General features: G+C 58.1%; 11 protein-coding genes. 8 read left to right on the top strand and 3 right to left on the bottom strand.

Features of this window, described 5'->3' with window-relative positions:
• Positions 1–183: 183 nt before the first annotated feature.
• The 8 genes from VN622_13645 (at position 184) to VN622_13610 (ending at position 12,216) form a co-directional block, all read left to right on the top strand.
• A complete protein-coding gene (locus VN622_13645; protein ID HWR36899.1) occupies positions 184–1,212 on the top strand; it encodes a deoxyribonuclease IV in 1,029 nt (342 codons plus the stop codon).
• A gap of 119 nt (positions 1,213–1,331) precedes the next feature.
• Complete coding sequence (gene leuS / locus VN622_13640; GenBank protein ID HWR36898.1) at positions 1,332–4,109, top strand: leucine--tRNA ligase; 2,778 nt, start codon at positions 1,332–1,334, stop codon at positions 4,107–4,109.
• Positions 4,110–4,139: 30 nt separating this feature from the next.
• Positions 4,140–5,183 carry a hypothetical protein gene (locus tag VN622_13635; GenBank protein ID HWR36897.1) on the top strand — a complete coding sequence of 348 codons (1,044 nt, stop codon included), beginning with the start codon at positions 4,140–4,142 and terminating at the stop codon, positions 5,181–5,183.
• A gap of 89 nt (positions 5,184–5,272) precedes the next feature.
• Positions 5,273–6,832, top strand: coding sequence for a glutamine-hydrolyzing GMP synthase (gene guaA, locus VN622_13630; protein ID HWR36896.1), 1,560 nt, complete (start codon positions 5,273–5,275; stop codon positions 6,830–6,832).
• A gap of 180 nt (positions 6,833–7,012) precedes the next feature.
• Positions 7,013–8,023, top strand: a complete 1,011-nt coding sequence (locus VN622_13625; GenBank protein HWR36895.1) for a GDP-mannose 4,6-dehydratase — start codon at positions 7,013–7,015, stop codon at positions 8,021–8,023.
• Positions 8,024–8,134: 111 nt separating this feature from the next.
• Positions 8,135–9,505, top strand: a complete 1,371-nt coding sequence (locus VN622_13620) for a nucleotide sugar dehydrogenase (GenBank protein HWR36894.1) — start codon at positions 8,135–8,137, stop codon at positions 9,503–9,505.
• 6 nt (positions 9,506–9,511) lie between these two features.
• Complete coding sequence (locus VN622_13615; GenBank protein HWR36893.1) at positions 9,512–10,468, top strand: SDR family oxidoreductase; 957 nt, start codon at positions 9,512–9,514, stop codon at positions 10,466–10,468.
• A gap of 248 nt (positions 10,469–10,716) precedes the next feature.
• Positions 10,717–12,216, top strand: coding sequence for a bifunctional metallophosphatase/5'-nucleotidase (locus VN622_13610; GenBank protein ID HWR36892.1), 1,500 nt, complete (start codon positions 10,717–10,719; stop codon positions 12,214–12,216).
• A gap of 153 nt (positions 12,217–12,369) precedes the next feature.
• Here VN622_13610 and VN622_13605 read toward each other — a convergent pair whose 3' ends face one another.
• The 3 genes from VN622_13605 to fdnG all read right to left on the bottom strand — a co-directional run.
• Entirely contained in the window at positions 12,370–13,143 is a 774-nt protein-coding gene (locus VN622_13605) for a formate dehydrogenase subunit gamma (GenBank protein HWR36891.1), read from the bottom strand.
• A gap of 2 nt (positions 13,144–13,145) precedes the next feature.
• Positions 13,146–14,063 carry a formate dehydrogenase subunit beta gene (gene fdxH, locus VN622_13600; protein HWR36890.1) on the bottom strand — a complete coding sequence of 306 codons (918 nt, stop codon included), beginning with the start codon at positions 14,061–14,063 and terminating at the stop codon, positions 13,146–13,148.
• A 12-nt stretch (positions 14,064–14,075) separates the two neighbouring features.
• Positions 14,076–16,150: formate dehydrogenase-N subunit alpha (fdnG, locus tag VN622_13595; GenBank protein HWR36889.1), on the bottom strand; the 2,075-nt coding region annotated here is incomplete at its 5' end.

The following is a 16,150-nucleotide window of genomic DNA, read 5'->3' as shown; positions in this document are numbered from 1 at the left end:
GGGCCGGGGCGAGCGAGGCCACTGCTGAGACAGCGAACCGCACGGTCCTTCGACTCCGCGCCTTCGGCGCTCCGCTCATCAGGATGACGCTCTTGCTTGAAACCGATTGTCTGATGTCTGAAGTCGAGAGTCTGCCGTCTGAAGTCTGCCGTCCACTGTCTGAGATCTGAGGCCTGATGTCTGATGTTTGAAGTCTGCCGTCCGACGTCTGCCGTCGCCGTCCGCCTCTTGCTAAACTTGGAGGCCATGCCGCGCTCGTTCAAGAAAGACGCCGTCAAGCCCGAAAAGGACATACTCAAACTCCTTCCTGCCGAACCCGCTTCGCCGCCGACATCGCGCCGCGTCGGCATACATACATCAACCGCCGGAGGCGTAGAGACAGCAGCCGAACGCGCATGGCGACTCGGCTGCAACACCTTCCAGGTTTTCTCGTCTAGTCCGCGCCAGTGGAAGCCCTACGATCTCGGACGCGACCAGTGCAACATGATGAACAGCCTTCGCGACAAGTATGACCTGCGACCGCTCGTTATCCACGCCAACTACCTGGTCAACCTCGCCGGCGGAAATCCCGAGTTCCTTCAGAAATCCATTACCGCCTTCCGCATGGAAATCGAACGCGCGATTGCACTCTGCGCCGAATACATCGTTTTGCATCCCGGTTCGTTCCGCGGCAGCTCGCGCGAGGAGGGACTTGAGCGCGTCGCCGCCTCCATCGAAGAAGCTGTCCGCGACACGGGCATCGAGAACTCCAGCCTCACCATCCTGATCGAGAATACCGCCGGGGCCGAGTTCTCTCTTGGCGGCAATTTCGAGCAGGTCGCCGAACTCGTCCAGTGCCTCCGCAAGCACATACGTGCTGCCGCCTGCATCGACACCTGCCATACCCACGTCGCTGGCTACGACATCACCACCGCCGAAGGCTATGCTGAGACCATGCAGCACCTTGACGCAACCATAGGTCTCGCTAATGTCCCCGTCTGGCACTGCAACGACGCAAAGGCCGCCTGCGGCAGCAAACTCGACCGCCACGAACACATCGGAAAAGGCAGCATCGGCCCCGAACTCTTTGCCCGGCTGCTCAACGATATGCGCACAGCTCACGCCGCCTTCATTGCCGAAACTCCCATCGACGCCCCTCTCGACGACCTGACCAACGTACGTGCCCTTAAGGCCTTCGTTGACGATACGCGATCGAGCGCCAACAAGCGCTGAGCACGGCTGCCAACGGATTTACGAATGCCGAGCGATCTGCTCTGCTGAGAGATGCGTGGTTTCTCTCTCTCCGTTGTAGAATCAATGTTTACATAAACGCACTGATTCGAAGTGTCTCAATGACTGAAAAGAATAAAACTACCGGCAAGCGCACTCCTAAGAACAACAACATTGTCGAGCAGGCTTCTGATGCCGTTCGCGAGATTGCTGAAGACGTGAGAGATGTAGTTCGCGAAGTCACTGCTGAACTTGGCCTCACCGAACCTGACCACCCCAGCACCGGTGAACCCGGCAAGATAGCCGAGCTGGCGCAAGCTGAGCCGAGCGAGTCCGGTAAGTCCGTCACCATAGCCGAGCGGCCTGAGGACCGTCCGGAAGACGTGCGCTATCGTCCCGTTCCCATTGAAGAAAAATGGGCTGCAGCCTGGCAGATGGACCCGACGCTATACGCCTCCGATGCCGGCGACTCCGAGCGCAAGAAGTATTACGTGCTGGAAATGCTGCCTTATCCTTCCGGCGCTCTCCATATGGGACACGTGCGCAACTATTCCATTGGCGACGCGCTCGCCCGCTATATGTGGATGACCGGGCACAACGTCCTTCATCCCATGGGCTGGGACTCCTTCGGACTTCCCGCCGAGAACGCGGCGATCAAGAACCAGACGCCGCCGAAGGAGTGGACGCTCCGCAACATCGCCAGCATGAAGGCGCAGATGAAGCGCCTCGGTTTCGCCTACGACTGGTCGAAGGAAGTCACAACCTGCCTGCCGGAGTACTACCGCTGGAACCAGTGGTTCTTCCTCAAGCTCTACGAGAAGGATCTCGCGTATCGCAAGAAGTCCAAGGTGAACTGGTGTCCCGAGTGCGCCACCGTTCTTGCCAACGAGCAGGTGGTTGGCGGCTGCTGCTGGCGTCACGAAAGCACTCCTGTTGAGCAGAGAGAACTCACGCAATGGTTCCTCCGCATCACCAAGTACGCCGACGAACTCCTCCGCGACCTCGACAAACTCGAGGGCTGGCCGGAGAAGGTTCGCACGATGCAGCGCAACTGGATTGGCCGCAGCGAAGGTGCGCTCGTCGACTTCAAGGTCGACTACGTCGCCGGGCCAGCGGGCGACACGATCACCGTCTTCACAACCCGAATTGACACCATCTACGGCGCTACGTCGATCCAACTCGCGCCCGAGCATCCTCTCGTAGCGGATTTCATCGCCAACAATCCCGACCTGCTCCACAGGGTCGAGGACATGGTGAACGAGCAGCGCCGCGCCAAGGAACAGGGCGACATCGGCGCCATCGAGAAGCACGGCGTGTTCACCGGCTTCTATGCCATCAATCCGTTCAATCAGGAGCGCGTGCCCATCTGGGTCGCCAACTACATCCTGATGGATTACGGCACGGGCGCTGTCATGAGCGTGCCCGCGCATGACGAGCGCGACTTCGAGTTCGCGAAAAAGTACGACCTTGAGATCCGCGTCGTCATCCTCCCTCGACGTCGGGAAGAGCCGCCCGCAGCGGGAGAACCGGAGAATGACGTCCTTCCGTATACCGGGGAAGAAAGCCTGCTTATCAACAGCGGCGACTTCAACGGACTCGCCTGCATAGAGGCACAGAAGAAGATGGCCGCCTTTGCCGAGCAACACGGCTTTGGCAAAGCCACTGTCAACTATCGCTTGAAGGATTGGGGTGTATCACGCCAGCGCTACTGGGGTACGCCGATCCCCATGATCTATTGCGATCACTGCGGCGTGGTACCCGTTCCGGAAGATCAGCTGCCCGTGCTCTTGCCGGACGCCATCGCCATCACGCTCGCCGGCGGCTCACCGCTCGGCCGTGTGCCTGAGTTCGTCAACACCACTTGCCCCAAGTGTGGCGGCGCAGCGCGTCGCGAAACCGACACCATGGACACCTTTGTCGATTCCAGCTGGTACTTCTATCGCTACACCAGCCCGGTTGACGACAAGCCCTTCGACTCCGATGTTGCGAATTACTGGTTTCCTATCGACCAGTACATCGGCGGCGTCGAACACGCGATTCTGCACCTCATCTATTCGCGCTTCTGGACCAAGTTCATGCGCGACATGGGACTGATCAAAAACAGTGAACCTGCGGAACGCCTCTTCACGCAGGGCATGGTCATAAAAGACGGCGCGAAGATGTCGAAGTCTCTCGGCAACGTCGTATCGCCCGACGACATGGTCGAGCGCTACGGTGCCGACGCCACGCGTCTCTACACGCTTTTCGCCGCTCCGCCCGACCGCGATCTGGACTGGCAGGATGCCGGCGTCGAGGGCATCTCGCGTTTCCTCTCGCGCGTGTACCGCTACGTCGTTCGCAACGCGCAGCCCTCGCATCCAGAGTGGAACCAGCCCGTGCCGGCTGAGCTCTTGCCCGCCGCATGCAAAGTTCAACGCAAGCTTCATCAGACGATCAAACGCGTATCGGACGACTTCGGCGGACGCTGGCACTTCAATACCTCCATCGCCGCCATCATGGAGCTCGTCAACGATCTCTACGCCGCCGAAGACCAGGCCAAAGGTCAGCTGCCGCTCGCCTTCCTCGCCGACGCACAGCGCAAGCTCGTCCTCCTGCTTTCACCCTTCGCTCCGTACCTTGCCCACGAACTCTGGCAGGCTCTGGGCGAAGACGCCACGAAGCTCCTCCGCCATCCCTGGCCGCAGTACGATTCGGCGCTGGCGAAAGAGAACGAGATCGAAATCGTCGTTCAGGTCAACGGCAAGCTTCGCGGACGCCTTACCGTGCCTGCGGACAGTCCCGAAGCAATCGTGCGGGAACGCGCCATGTCCGACGAGAAGGTCCGGGGCGCCGTCGAAGGCAAGCAGATCGTGAAGTCGATCGTTGTCCCGGGCAAGCTGGTCAACATCGTCGTGCGCTAGAACTCGATACCCGGAAAAGTCCGTCTAGAAGTGAGCCCCAGTCGAAAGCGGCTGGGGCTCTTTCGTTTCATCGGCGCTGCATTTTTCCAGTCTTCGATCTGCCAATTCCGTTATCCTCTGCTCATGCCACGCCCATCTCCGTTCACCGATGGCCTGCGCGCGCTCTCGGCGCGTCCCGACGTGTTACTCGCGGAGATAGCGTGGAGGTGGACGTTTGCGCTGGCGGCCGTCGCGCTGCTCCTGTTTTCTTCGAATGAGTTACAGCACGCACTTGAAGTCACGCCGCAAGACCAACTCCTGCTCGCCACCATGCAACCGTTTCTCATGGCCGGAGCCATATCGAATGTGCTGCGCTCCGCACTGCCTCTGCTCACACGGCTAGCGGCTATCCTGCTCCCGGCGTATGCCATCCTGTGGATCATCGCCGCCACCATCGGACGCGCATCCACCCTCACGACCCTTGTCGAACACTTCACGCCCGCAGAAACCCCCGAAGGCTCTAGCGCCCCGCAGCCCCGAATTCCGTGGTCCGCGCTGTTCATGCTCCACTTCCTGCGCATTACTGCGCTGCTTGCGCTCGTGCTCGGATACTTCGGTTCCGCAGCCATCGCCGCTCTCAACGCCGGTACCGCGGACGAGCCGCACATCATACGCGCCGTGCTCGCCTTTCTCGGAGTGCTCTCTCTGTCCCTGCTCTTCTGGTCAGCGATCAACTGGGTTTTATCTGTGGCACCCATCTTCGCCATCCGCGATGGGCGATCAAGCCTGGACTCCATCTCCGAGGCCGTTGCGTTCTGGCGGCGTAATAAAAGCACATTGGCATCTGCCGCCGCCTTGAATGGCCTGCTCCGATCCGTACTGGCCGTCGCGACTGCCGTTGCCGCGCTCGGCCCGATTTCGCTTATGGACCGTGTTCCCGCAGCCTCTGGGATCGCGCTCGCCCTGATCACACTCCTCTATCTCGTTATCTCGGACGCTCTCCTCGTCGCCCGCCTCGCCAGTTACGTGTCGATCGCCGCAAACTCCGACCAGTCCCCGCGGCCTCTGCCCGTTCCGACGCCCGAACTGTCGTAATCGTTCGTGTTTCCAGTGCACAATTAATTTTCCGCCGATTACCAATTCTTCCGATTTGCCTTTTTTTCGATTTCCTATCAAATTAGTACGTGGACCATCCATCCCTTCAATCCATCGTCATCCTCGATTTCGGGTCGCAGTACACCCAGCTTATCGCGCGCCGGATCCGCGAGCAGAACGTCTTTTCTGTCGTGCTGCCCTGCACGGCCTCGCTCGACGAGGTCCGCAGTTACAAGCCGGCAGGCATCATTCTCTCCGGCGGCCCCTGCTCCGTTTACGACGCCGATGCGCCGCCGTCCGATGAGCGCATTCTCGCCCTTGGTATGCCCGTTCTCGGAATCTGTTACGGCCTACAGTTCATGACGCACAAGCTCGGCGGCAAAGTTCGCCCCGGCACCAAGCGAGAGTACGGACACGCCGAGGTCACCATCACCGGCTCGTCCAAACTCTTCCGTGGACTCCCACCGTCGATGAACGTCTGGATGTCCCATGGCGATGAAGCCACAGAACTGGCCCCGGGATTTAAACTCGTTGGCACTTCGCCGTCAGCCGTTGCCGCCATAGAAAATCCCGAGAGAAGCATGTACGCCGTCCAGTTCCATCCCGAAGTCCATCACACTAGGCTCGGCACGCAGGTGCTCCGCAACTTCCTCTTCGAGATCTGCGGAACCATCCCGAACTGGACGCCTCAGCGCTTTATCGACGAGACGGTGGAAAGCATCCGCCAGACTGTCGGCCCGGAAGGCCGCGCAATCTGCGGTATCTCCGGAGGCGTGGATTCCTCCGTCGCCGCCACGCTCGTCGCCCGCGCCATAGGAGACCGCCTCACCTGCATATTCGTGAACAACGGCGTTCTGCGAAAAGACGAGTTCGAGAAAGTTCAGTTCAACCTTCGCAACAAGCTCCACCTCAACGTGGACGCCGTTGACGCCACCGGCCGTTTCCTCTCCAAACTCGCCGGCGTCACCGAGCCTGAGAAAAAACGCAAGATCATCGGTTACGAATTCATCGAAGTCTTCGATGCCGAAGCCCACCGCGTTAAGCAAACCCAGGGGAACGTCGACTGGCTCGTTCAGGGCACGCTCTATCCCGACGTCATCGAGTCGCGTTCCGTGCGCGGCCCGTCGCAGACCATCAAAAGCCATCACAACGTCGGGGGCCTGCCAGACAAGATGAAGCTCAAACTGATTGAGCCCTTAAAGGATTTGTTTAAGGATGAAGTGCGGCGCATTGGGCGCGACCTGGGTATGCCGGAAGACATGCTGCAACGCCAGCCCTTCCCCGGCCCCGGCCTCGCCGTCCGCATCCTCGGCGAAGTCACGCCCGAGCGCATTTCCTTGCTTCAGGAAGCCGACCACATTGTAGTCACCGAAATCAGGAACGCCGGCCTTTACGAAAAGATTTGGCAGTCGTTCGCCGTGCTTCTTCCAGTCATGTCCGTCGGCGTCATGGGCGACCAGCGCACGTACGCTTACACCTGCGCTATCCGCGCCGTGAACTCAGAAGACGGCATGACCGCCGACATCGTCGAACTACCATGGGAAGTCATCAAGCGCATCTCCAACCGCATCGTCAACGAAATCAAGGGGATCAATCGGGTGGTGTACGACATCACGTCAAAACCCCCCGGCACCATCGAGTGGGAGTAGTTCTCTTCATCGAAGTCGTCGCAGGCGACCAAGCGCTGAAAGCGTAAGTTTGCCTGCTCCGCCAGTGGGCCATTCAAGGAATCTAGTTTTCAGCAGGTCCGACAACGACTTCCGTCCGGAACTTAGCTACTGCGCTTTATAATTGCGAGAACGTTCTTGACGAAGGGAAGTCAAACAGGTATGCGCGCACTAATCACGGGCGGCGCAGGATTCATTGGGTCGCACCTTTCCGAACGCCTGCTGGAATTGGGGCACGAGGTTATCGCCATCGACGACCTGTCTACGGGCAGCGTCGAGAACATCGCAGGTATTCGCCAGCACCCGAAATTTGAATTCCACGCCGACAGCATTTTCAATCGACGGCTCACCGCCGAACTGGTTGACTTGGCAGATGTCGTTTTCCACCTGGCTGCTGCCGTCGGTGTGAAACGCATTGTGGACTTCCCTGTTCAGACGATTGAGACCAACGTTGGCGGCTCCGAACTGGTGTTGGAACTGGCTGCCAAAAAGAACAAGCGCGTCATTATCACCTCAACATCAGAGGTTTACGGCAAGTCCACCAAGTTCCCTTTCAGCGAAACGGACGACCTGGTACTGGGCTGCACTTACAACTCTCGCTGGGCGTATGCCTGTTCCAAGGCGATTGATGAATTCCTAGCGCTTGCCTACTACCGCGAGCACAAGCTGCCGGTCACAGTCGTGCGCCTCTTCAATACCGTGGGGCCGCGCCAGACTGGTCAGTACGGCATGGTTCTGCCAACCTTCGTTCGACAGGCGTTGCTGAATGAGCCAGTCACGGTGTACGGCACCGGCGAGCAATCACGCTGTTTCGGACACGTGGCAGACGTTATCGATGGCTTTCTCAGCCTGATGGCTTGTGAAAAGGCGCAGGGCGAGATCTTCAATCTTGGCAATACCGAGGAAATCTCGATCAACGAACTTGCACGGAAAGTCATCGCTGCTACGGGATCGAAAAGTTCGATTGTGCACATTCCGTACACAGAGGCTTACGGTCCTGGGTTTGAGGATATGGCACGGCGCGTTCCAGACATCAGCAAGGCGCGCGAGTGGGTCGGGTTCAACCCGACACGGTCACTGGATGAGATCATTGCCTCCGTCATTGCCTTTGTTCGGGAACGGCTGGAGCGGCAGGATCTGCTCGCTCGACGCACAGCCCAGACCACGTTATAGAATTCGTCCCATCCGCGAGCTCAGAACGTAAACTGGGCGAGTTGTTCGGGAAACTCGTAGTGAAGCAGTTCATAGCACCTTCAACAGCCCACCTCGGGCGAGGATTCTCGTATGTCATCGTCTGCGCCTTCCAGTCCTATTGCCGTCCAGAACACAGCGTTCACCAGCCTGCTGGCAAAAATCGACGCCCGCGCGGCGAAGTTGGGCATCATAGGATTGGGATACGTCGGGCTGCCGCTCGCGTTGCTGTACAGCGAGCAGAAGTTCCCCGTCACGGGTTTCGACATCGACGACAAGAAGGTGGCGACGCTCGCAAGCGGAAATTCCTACATCGTTCGCATCACGCCAACGGAAATCAATGCCGCACAAAAGAACGGCTTCAATGCCACGTCCGATTACTCGCGCATCACGGAGATGGATGCGGTAATCATCTGCGTGCCTACACCGCTGAACGAATATCGCGAGCCGGACATGAGCTACATCGTTGCGACCGTAGAGGCGATTGCGCCCCACATCCGCGCCGGACAGATGATTGTGCTGGAAAGCACGACCTACCCCGGCACAACCGATGAGGTGGTGGTGCCCCTCCTGGAGAAGTTGAACAGGCATGGGCTGAAGGTTGCTCGCACGGCAGACGAGGACGGGTTCTGGGTTGCGTTTTCACCCGAGCGTGAGGACCCCGGCAACGACACGGTGGCCCGTTGCGACATTCCAAAGGTTATCGGCGGAGTCGGGCCGGTGGCTTCCGAAATCGCGTGCAGGCTCTACAACTCCATCTTCAACCGTACCGTGCCGGTGTCTTCGCCCGCTACGGCGGAGATGACCAAGTTGCTGGAAAACATCTACCGTTGCGTGAACATCGCAATGGTGAATGAACTCAAGCTGCTTTGTCTGCGAATGGGCATCGACATATGGGAAGTCATCGAGGCGGCGAAAACCAAGCCATTCGGCTTTCATCCGTTCTACCCCGGCCCTGGCCTCGGCGGACACTGCATCCCTGTCGACCCCTATTACCTGTCGTGGAAAGCGAAGGAATTCGATTTCCAAACGCGGTTCATCGAGCTGGCCGGTGAAGTGAATACCGGAATGCCATATCATGTCGTGGCTTCCATCGCGACCGCGCTGAACAAGCACAAGAAAGCGCTTAACGGTTCCAAGGTTCTGGTGCTTGGCGTGGCATACAAGAAGGATATCGACGACCTTCGCGAGTCGCCGGCCTTGACCATTATCGAACTGCTGCAGCACGAAGGCGCTGAAGTCAGCTATAACGATCCGTATTTTCCGTTCGTCGGCAAGGGTCGCAAGTACGATCTGCACATGGAATGCACACCGCTCGGCAACCTTGGACAATACGACTGCGTGGTGATCGTGACCGACCATTCCGACTACGACTATGCTCGCATCGTTGCGGAATCGCAGATCGTGGTGGATACACGGAACGCGACCAAGGGCATAAGTTCGTCGAAAATTGTGAGGTCCTGAGACAATATGGCACTCTACCTGGTTACTGGAGTTGCAGGTTTTATCGGGTCGTCGATCGCGCGGGCTCTGCTTGACAGAGGCGAACGCGTTCGCGGCATCGACAATTTTTCGACGGGATTCCGCGAGAATCTGACCCGCCTGAACGGACTTGATTTCCGCGAGGGAGACATCACGGACGGCGCCGTCATCGCAGCGGCATGCAAAGATGTGGAGTACGTCTTCCACGAGGCGGCGATACCCTCCGTACCACGCTCCGTTCTCGATCCGATCGAGAGCAACAACGCGAACGTAAACGGCACGATCGAGTTGCTGGTCGCGGCTCGCGATGCTGGCGTCAAGCGCGTAACGTACGCGGGATCGTCTTCGGCTTACGGCGACACGCCGGCGTTGCCCAAACGCGAAGACATGCTTCCGGAAGCGATCTCGCCCTATGCAGTTTCAAAACTCGCTGGCGAGCTATACATGAAATCGTTCACGCGGGTTTATGGGCTGGAGACGGTCACGCTTCGCTATTTCAACGTCTTCGGACCGCATCAGGATCCCACTTCGATGTACTCCGGCGTGATCGCCAAGTTTGCCATGCTCATGTTGCGGGGCGAGCAGCCCACCATCTTCGGCGACGGAGAACAGAGTCGCGATTTCACTTATATCGACAACGTAGTCGAGGCGAACCTGACTGCGTGCCACGCCCCAGCGGCGCAGGTTTCTGGGCGCGTCTTCAACGTTGCCACGGGTCAGCGGATCACGCTGAACGAGATGTTCGCCGTGATGCGCGAATTGACCGGCTACAATGGCAACGCGAAATACGAGGAAGAACGCAACGGCGATATCAAGCACTCGCTCGCAGACGTGAGCCTGGCCGCGAAGCAGTTTGGATATTCAGCAAAGACGAACCTCCGCGAAGGCTTGTTGCACACCATTGAGTGGTATCGACAGCAGGCACTGGCGGCAAACGCGCAGTAAGTAACTGGATTGCATCAAAGCGCGCCACCTGTGACGCGCTTTGGTGTTAATGGATTCTCCCGGATCCCTGATTCGCAGCTCCCCAGCATAGCCTGCCTGCCGTGTCGCCCGGTGCACGAACGCCCGGCTGGTATCGGCGCTCTGCCGCCTTGCGCGTTTTAACAGCTCCGCTTTGCTTCGTCGCTCAAGTAGAATGACCACGCCGTGCCGCATCGCGAGATTTGATAATTGCAGGATGGGAGCCATTCATGAAGCCGTTCAAGCGCTTTGCGTTGTGCCTTGCACTTTTGCTCGCCAGCATCTCGGTTGCCGCCGAAGAGGTTCGCTTCACCATCGTTCACATCAGCGACGTCCACGAACTCACTCCCGTTGCGGGTGACAGGGAGGGCGGCATGGCTCGGCTCGCGACGCTGCGGAAGATGACCGCTTCGCGCAGTCCGAACACCTACGTGTTCCTCGCTGGCGATGCCTTCAGCCCATCGGCGCTCGGCACCGCCATCATCGATGGCAAGCCGCTCGCCGGAAAACAGGCGGTCTCAATCCTGAACGCCCTGGGGCTCGACTACGCTACCTTCGGCAATCATGAATTCGATATCTCTGAAGCGGATTTCAAGGCTCGGCTTCATGAGTCGAAGACAACGTGGATTTCAGGCAACGTCCTCAACGCACAGGGCCAACCCTTTGAAGGAGTCCCGCGGAAGGCCGTTTTCTCCGTCACAGGAGCTAAAGGGGCGAAGGTGCGTGTTGGCATGATCGGCGTCACTATCGACCAGACGCAGAAACCATGGGTTAAGTATCTCGATGCAGTGAAGACAGCGAGTGAGCAGGCTAAGGCGCTGCGTCCGCAAGTGGACGTGTTGCTCGCACTCACGCACCTCAGCATCGAGCAGGACCAGCAGCTTGCCAAGACGGTGCCCGAGATCGACATGATTATGGGCGGACACGAACACGAAAATATCCGCATCTATCGCGGAGCCGACTTCACACCCATTTACAAGGCCGACGCGAATGTCCGCAGCGCGTACATCCACGATCTCGCCTACGATACCGATTCGCATCACCTGGCAATCGAGTCCAGCGTGCGCCGCATGAACTCCGAAATTGCAGAGGACCCCGCGATGGCAAAGCTCGTGAGTGAATGGGTTACGCGAGCCTTCGATGCATTTCGAAAGAGCGGCTTCGAGCCCACGCAGGTTGTCGCCCAGAGCACCGAAGTGCTCGACGGCAAGGAAGCGAGCGTGCGCACCACCAGCACGAAGCTCACTGAGTTGATCGCAGAAGCCGTGCTGCACGAGGTTCCGGATGCAATCGCGTCGTTCTATAACTCCGGCTCCATTCGCATCGACGACGAGTTGCTGCCCGGCGCAGTAACACAGTACGACATCATCCGCATTCTTCCCTTCGGAGGAAAGATTGTCTCGGTCGACATGAAGGGCAGCCTGCTGGAGCGCGTCTTGAATGCCGGAACGGCGAACCACGGAAAAGGCGGGTGGCTGCAAATGGCGAATCTTTCGCGCACTGCCGATGGCGCAGGTTGGCTTCTGAATAATCAACCGCTGGAGATGTCGCGCACGTACCGCATCGCAACAACGGATTTCCTACTGACAGGTGGCGAGCGTGGGATGGAATTCCTGACACGCGACAATCCGGAGGTCTCCAAGATCGTGCAGCATCGCGACATACGCTTTTCCGTCATCGCAGAAATGCAGAAGCGGTGGCCCGTTGCGGCTTCGGCAAGTGCACACTAATTCTGCGCGGCAGACCGCGGTCGGGCCAGAGGTGTGACCGTATTCGGAACGCAGCGCCCTAATGCGAACGCCCTGCTGCGAGAGGACTGGGAGGAATTAGCGCGCTGACACTTCCCTGCACAAAAGCAAGGAAAACTCTTTTCATCCCGAGCTTTACAACGCCTTCGTAGGATCTGTTTGCGGTGGCTCCTCTTGCAACCGTTCTCGAGCGTCTTCCACTGATTGGTAGGGATCCCGCCCGGTGAGTTGGCGATACCAGCCTGGATGATGCGTCCACGCCCATGCTTCGCTCACGGTCCCTCGTGTCATTGCCTGAATCGTTCCGGGTTCTCCGAAGGTGCTCAGGTAGATGTGCACAAAAATACCGGCGAGCATGATCAGCGCCGAGATATCGTGGAGGACGTAACTGATCGAGACCAGCGCCCGTCCGAAGGTCGCTGGGAACCACATGATGACGCCGGTAATGAGATATACGGCACTGCCGATCACAATCTCCCAGAACATTAACTTCTGTCCTGCGTTGAAAAAGCCGACGTCTTCCGATTCCATGGTTTCCCGGTGCGTCACATAGTCTCTGATCCGTCCCATCCATTTACTGTCGCTCGGTTTCCAATTCATGAGCGAGGTCCAGTTCAGCACCTGCAGGCCAAAGAAGAACACGAACCCCAGTCCAAACCATGGATGCAACAATCGCGTCATGGCTCCGCCACCGAACAACGGAGTGAACCAGGCGAAGATCCAAGGCAGGTAGATACCGAATCCGGAGAGCAGCGCGAGGAAGAAGAAAATTCCATACGACCAGTGAAGGAAGCGCGTGTAGGCCCGGTGGCGCATCAGTTCGCCTTCGTAAACTACGGTACGTCCGATCTGGTCGATTGGATTACTGGGCCTGGGTCTGCGGTCGAAGTGCTCGGCTCGTGTCGCCATTCTCATTCTCCCTTCTTCGACTCGATACCGCCCTCTTCGTATTTCACCGGCGGCTGCGGCTGAACCCGCCGTGGACCCTGCGTGACGTAATGGAGCACTACGCCGACAAGTCCCATCATGGACGCAAACAGTCCCAAAGGTTTGAAGATGTCCTTCCAGACCGTAAAGCTTGGCGGAATGCGCGGCTTTGCAGGCAGGCCACCGTACATCTCGGGATTTTTTGCATCGTGGAGCACATAAATCACCGATGTCCCGCCGATGGTCTCAGGGTCGTAAACGCCGGCGTCTTTGAACCCGGAGTGCTCCTGCAATTGCTGAACCCGAGTTTCGGCTAGAGCCTTCATGTCCTCCTTCGTGCCAAAGTGGAGGCACCCGGTAGGACATGCCTTGATGCAAGCCGGTTCCAGCCCCTGCCCAACGCGGTCCGAGCAGAGCGTGCATTTGTAAACCTTCTTCGTGGAGTTGTTGAACTTGGGCACATTGAAAGGACAGCCCGATACGCAGAACTGGCAACCGATGCAATACTGCTGCTGAAAATCGACGATGCCATTCGTGTATTGCACAATGGCGCCATCGGCGGGACACGCCCGCAGACATCCGGGATCCGCGCAGTGCATGCACTGGTGCTTACGCATGAGCCACTGGACTGCTCCATCTTCTGTTTCGTGCTCGTTGAACTTGATCAGGTTCCAGAAGTTCCAGGTTGTGTCCGGCATGGTCTGGTACGTGTTGTCGAAGGTCGTTTCCTGGAATGGCATGTCGTTCCATTCGACACACGCTACTTCACACGCCTTGCAGCCGATGCAGGTTGTCGTGTCAATAAGCTTGCAGACCACCGGTTCGCGTTGCGTGCCAAGGCCGGGAATTGGACCGGGGTGGCCCGAGATCTGTTGAATCTGCAGGACCTTGCGATCACTCATCTCGAGCCTCCTTCATGCTCTTTCGAGCTTCACGAGGAATCCCTTGAACTCAGGCGTGTACGCATTCGGGTCGATGACAGTTGGCGAAAGAAGGTTTACCGGCGTCAACGATGTGTTGCCCCTGTCTTCTGCGATGCCTCGGTAACCCCAGTGGATCGGGATTCCGATCTGGTAAAGCTTTTTGCCGTCGACCATCATCGGCCTGATGCGTTTCGTCACCATGGCGCGCGCGAGATAATGCGCACGCGCACTCGTCACCTTGACCTTCTCGCCGCCTCGCAGGCCCATTTGGTTCGCAAGTTCCGCTGGGATCTCGACGAAAGGCTCGGGAACAAGCTGCACAGTCATGGGATTGTTCTTGGTCCAGTAGTGATAGTGCTCAGTCAGGCGGTACGTGGTACAGATAATGTTGAATCCATCATTCACGGTCCCGTACTTGTCCATGTCGGTCTTGAACTTCTTGACGACTGGATTGTTGGACTGCTTCGGGTGAAGCGGGTTCTCCACCGGGCTCTCGATGGGTTCGTAGTGCTCAGGGAAAGGCCCGTCAGCCATAGCACCGAGCGGCACGAAGAGGCGACCAACACCCTCGGGATTCATGATGTACGGTCCCATGTGATCCTTCGGGTTTGAATCAACCTTGAAATCGGGAACGTCGTTGCCTAGCCACTTCTGTTGAGCTTCGCTCCACCAGACCTGGCGTCGCTCCGAATCCCAAGGCTTGCCGTTCAAGTCGCAGGAAGCACGGTTGTACAGTACGCGCCGATTCATCGGCCACGCCCACGCCCAGTTCGGATAGATACCAAGCCCCGATGGATCGTCTGTCCCGCGCCGCTGAGTCTGGGCGCCGGCTTCGGTCCACGATCCGCAATAGAGCCAGTTGCCGGACAGGGTGGACCCGTCATCGCGCAGGAATCCAAAGCCCGGCAACTGCTGGCCGGCTTTGATCGTCGTCTTCGTCTTCTCGTCGGTCACATCCGCAAGCGCTTTGCCATTGATCTCTTTCGCCACTTCGCTAAGCGACGGATTGAACGCATTCGTGTAATTCCACGCCAGCCCAAGGATCGGGTCAGGAAATTTTCCGCCTTGCTTTTCATACTTCTCGCGGATTTTGAGGAAGATCCGGGCCAGGATTTCCTGGTCGACTTTGCACTCACCCGGCGGAGACACCGCCACGTTTTTCCATTGCAGCCACCGTGCGGAGTTGACGAACGTTCCGTCCTTTTCCGCGAACCCCGCACCGGGCAACCGGTACACGGTCGTATTGATCTTCTTCATCTCCTCGGCGGAGATTCCTGGAGAACGCCAGAATTCGCTGGTCTCGTCAGGATAGATTTCGCAGACGACGAGAAAGTCTGCCTTCTTTAATGCATCGATATTTTTCTGAGAATCGGGCCCAATCATCACGCCGTTCATGCCGAACGACACCATGCCCTTGATCTTGCCCTTGTACATGTCGTCCCAAATCTCGACCCATGAGTACTTGCGGTCGATCTTGGGAAGCCAATGGAAGTTATAGTCGTTCTCCTTCGTGGCCTTGTCGCCGTAAAGCGCTTTCAGCAAAGAGACCGTGAATGCAGGGGTGTTCGACCAGTAGTTGAGCGAATCCCACTCCTTCGGTTTCGCGCTCTTTGGCGTCGAGCGAGCCAGATACGTTTTCAGGTCGACATCGGCCGGTACCGGCATCTTCAGGTATCCCGGCAAAATGTCGAAGATACCGGCCATGTCGGTTGCGCCCTGAATGTTCGAGTGACCGCGCAATGCATTCACGCCACCGCCCGCTCGCCCCACGTTGCCTAGCAGCAATTGCACCATGGCAGCCGTGCGGATGATTTGCGTGCCGAACGTATGTTGCGTCCATCCGACGGCGTAGATGATGGTGCCGACTTTCTTCATGTCACCGTCCTTGCGAATGGAGGTGAACGTGTCTGCGGCCTTGATGAATTGATCTTTAGGAATTCCCGTGATGCGCTCCACCATCTCGGGCGTGTATCGGGAGAAGTGTTGCTTCATCAATTGAAAGACGCAGCGAGGATGTTGCAGAGACAGGTCGTAGGCTGTGTTCGGCGGCAGCATGGGAGGCGGTA

It is taken from the genome of Clostridia bacterium (assembly GCA_035561135.1).
Lineage (GTDB): Bacteria > Acidobacteriota > Terriglobia > Terriglobales > Acidobacteriaceae > DATMYA01.
The sequence above is the reverse complement of the archived record's forward strand: the minus strand, read 5'-3'. Positions and strand labels throughout refer to the sequence as shown.

Excerpts from the sequence above, each read along its gene's own strand:
- VN622_13625 (HWR36895.1), top strand. The coding sequence starts at position 7,013 with ATGCGCGCACTAATCACGGGCGGCGCAGGATTCATTGGGTCGCACCTT.
- fdxH (HWR36890.1), bottom strand. The coding sequence starts at position 14,063 with ATGAGTGATCGCAAGGTCCTGCAGATTCAACAGATCTCGGGCCACCCC.
- VN622_13610 (HWR36892.1), top strand. The coding sequence starts at position 10,717 with ATGAAGCCGTTCAAGCGCTTTGCGTTGTGCCTTGCACTTTTGCTCGCC.
- VN622_13615 (HWR36893.1), top strand. The coding sequence starts at position 9,512 with ATGGCACTCTACCTGGTTACTGGAGTTGCAGGTTTTATCGGGTCGTCG.
- leuS (HWR36898.1), top strand. The coding sequence starts at position 1,332 with ATGACTGAAAAGAATAAAACTACCGGCAAGCGCACTCCTAAGAACAAC.
- VN622_13645 (HWR36899.1), top strand. The coding sequence starts at position 184 with ATGTTTGAAGTCTGCCGTCCGACGTCTGCCGTCGCCGTCCGCCTCTTG.
- VN622_13605 (HWR36891.1), bottom strand. The coding sequence starts at position 13,143 with ATGGCGACACGAGCCGAGCACTTCGACCGCAGACCCAGGCCCAGTAAT.
- VN622_13620 (HWR36894.1), top strand. The coding sequence starts at position 8,135 with ATGTCATCGTCTGCGCCTTCCAGTCCTATTGCCGTCCAGAACACAGCG.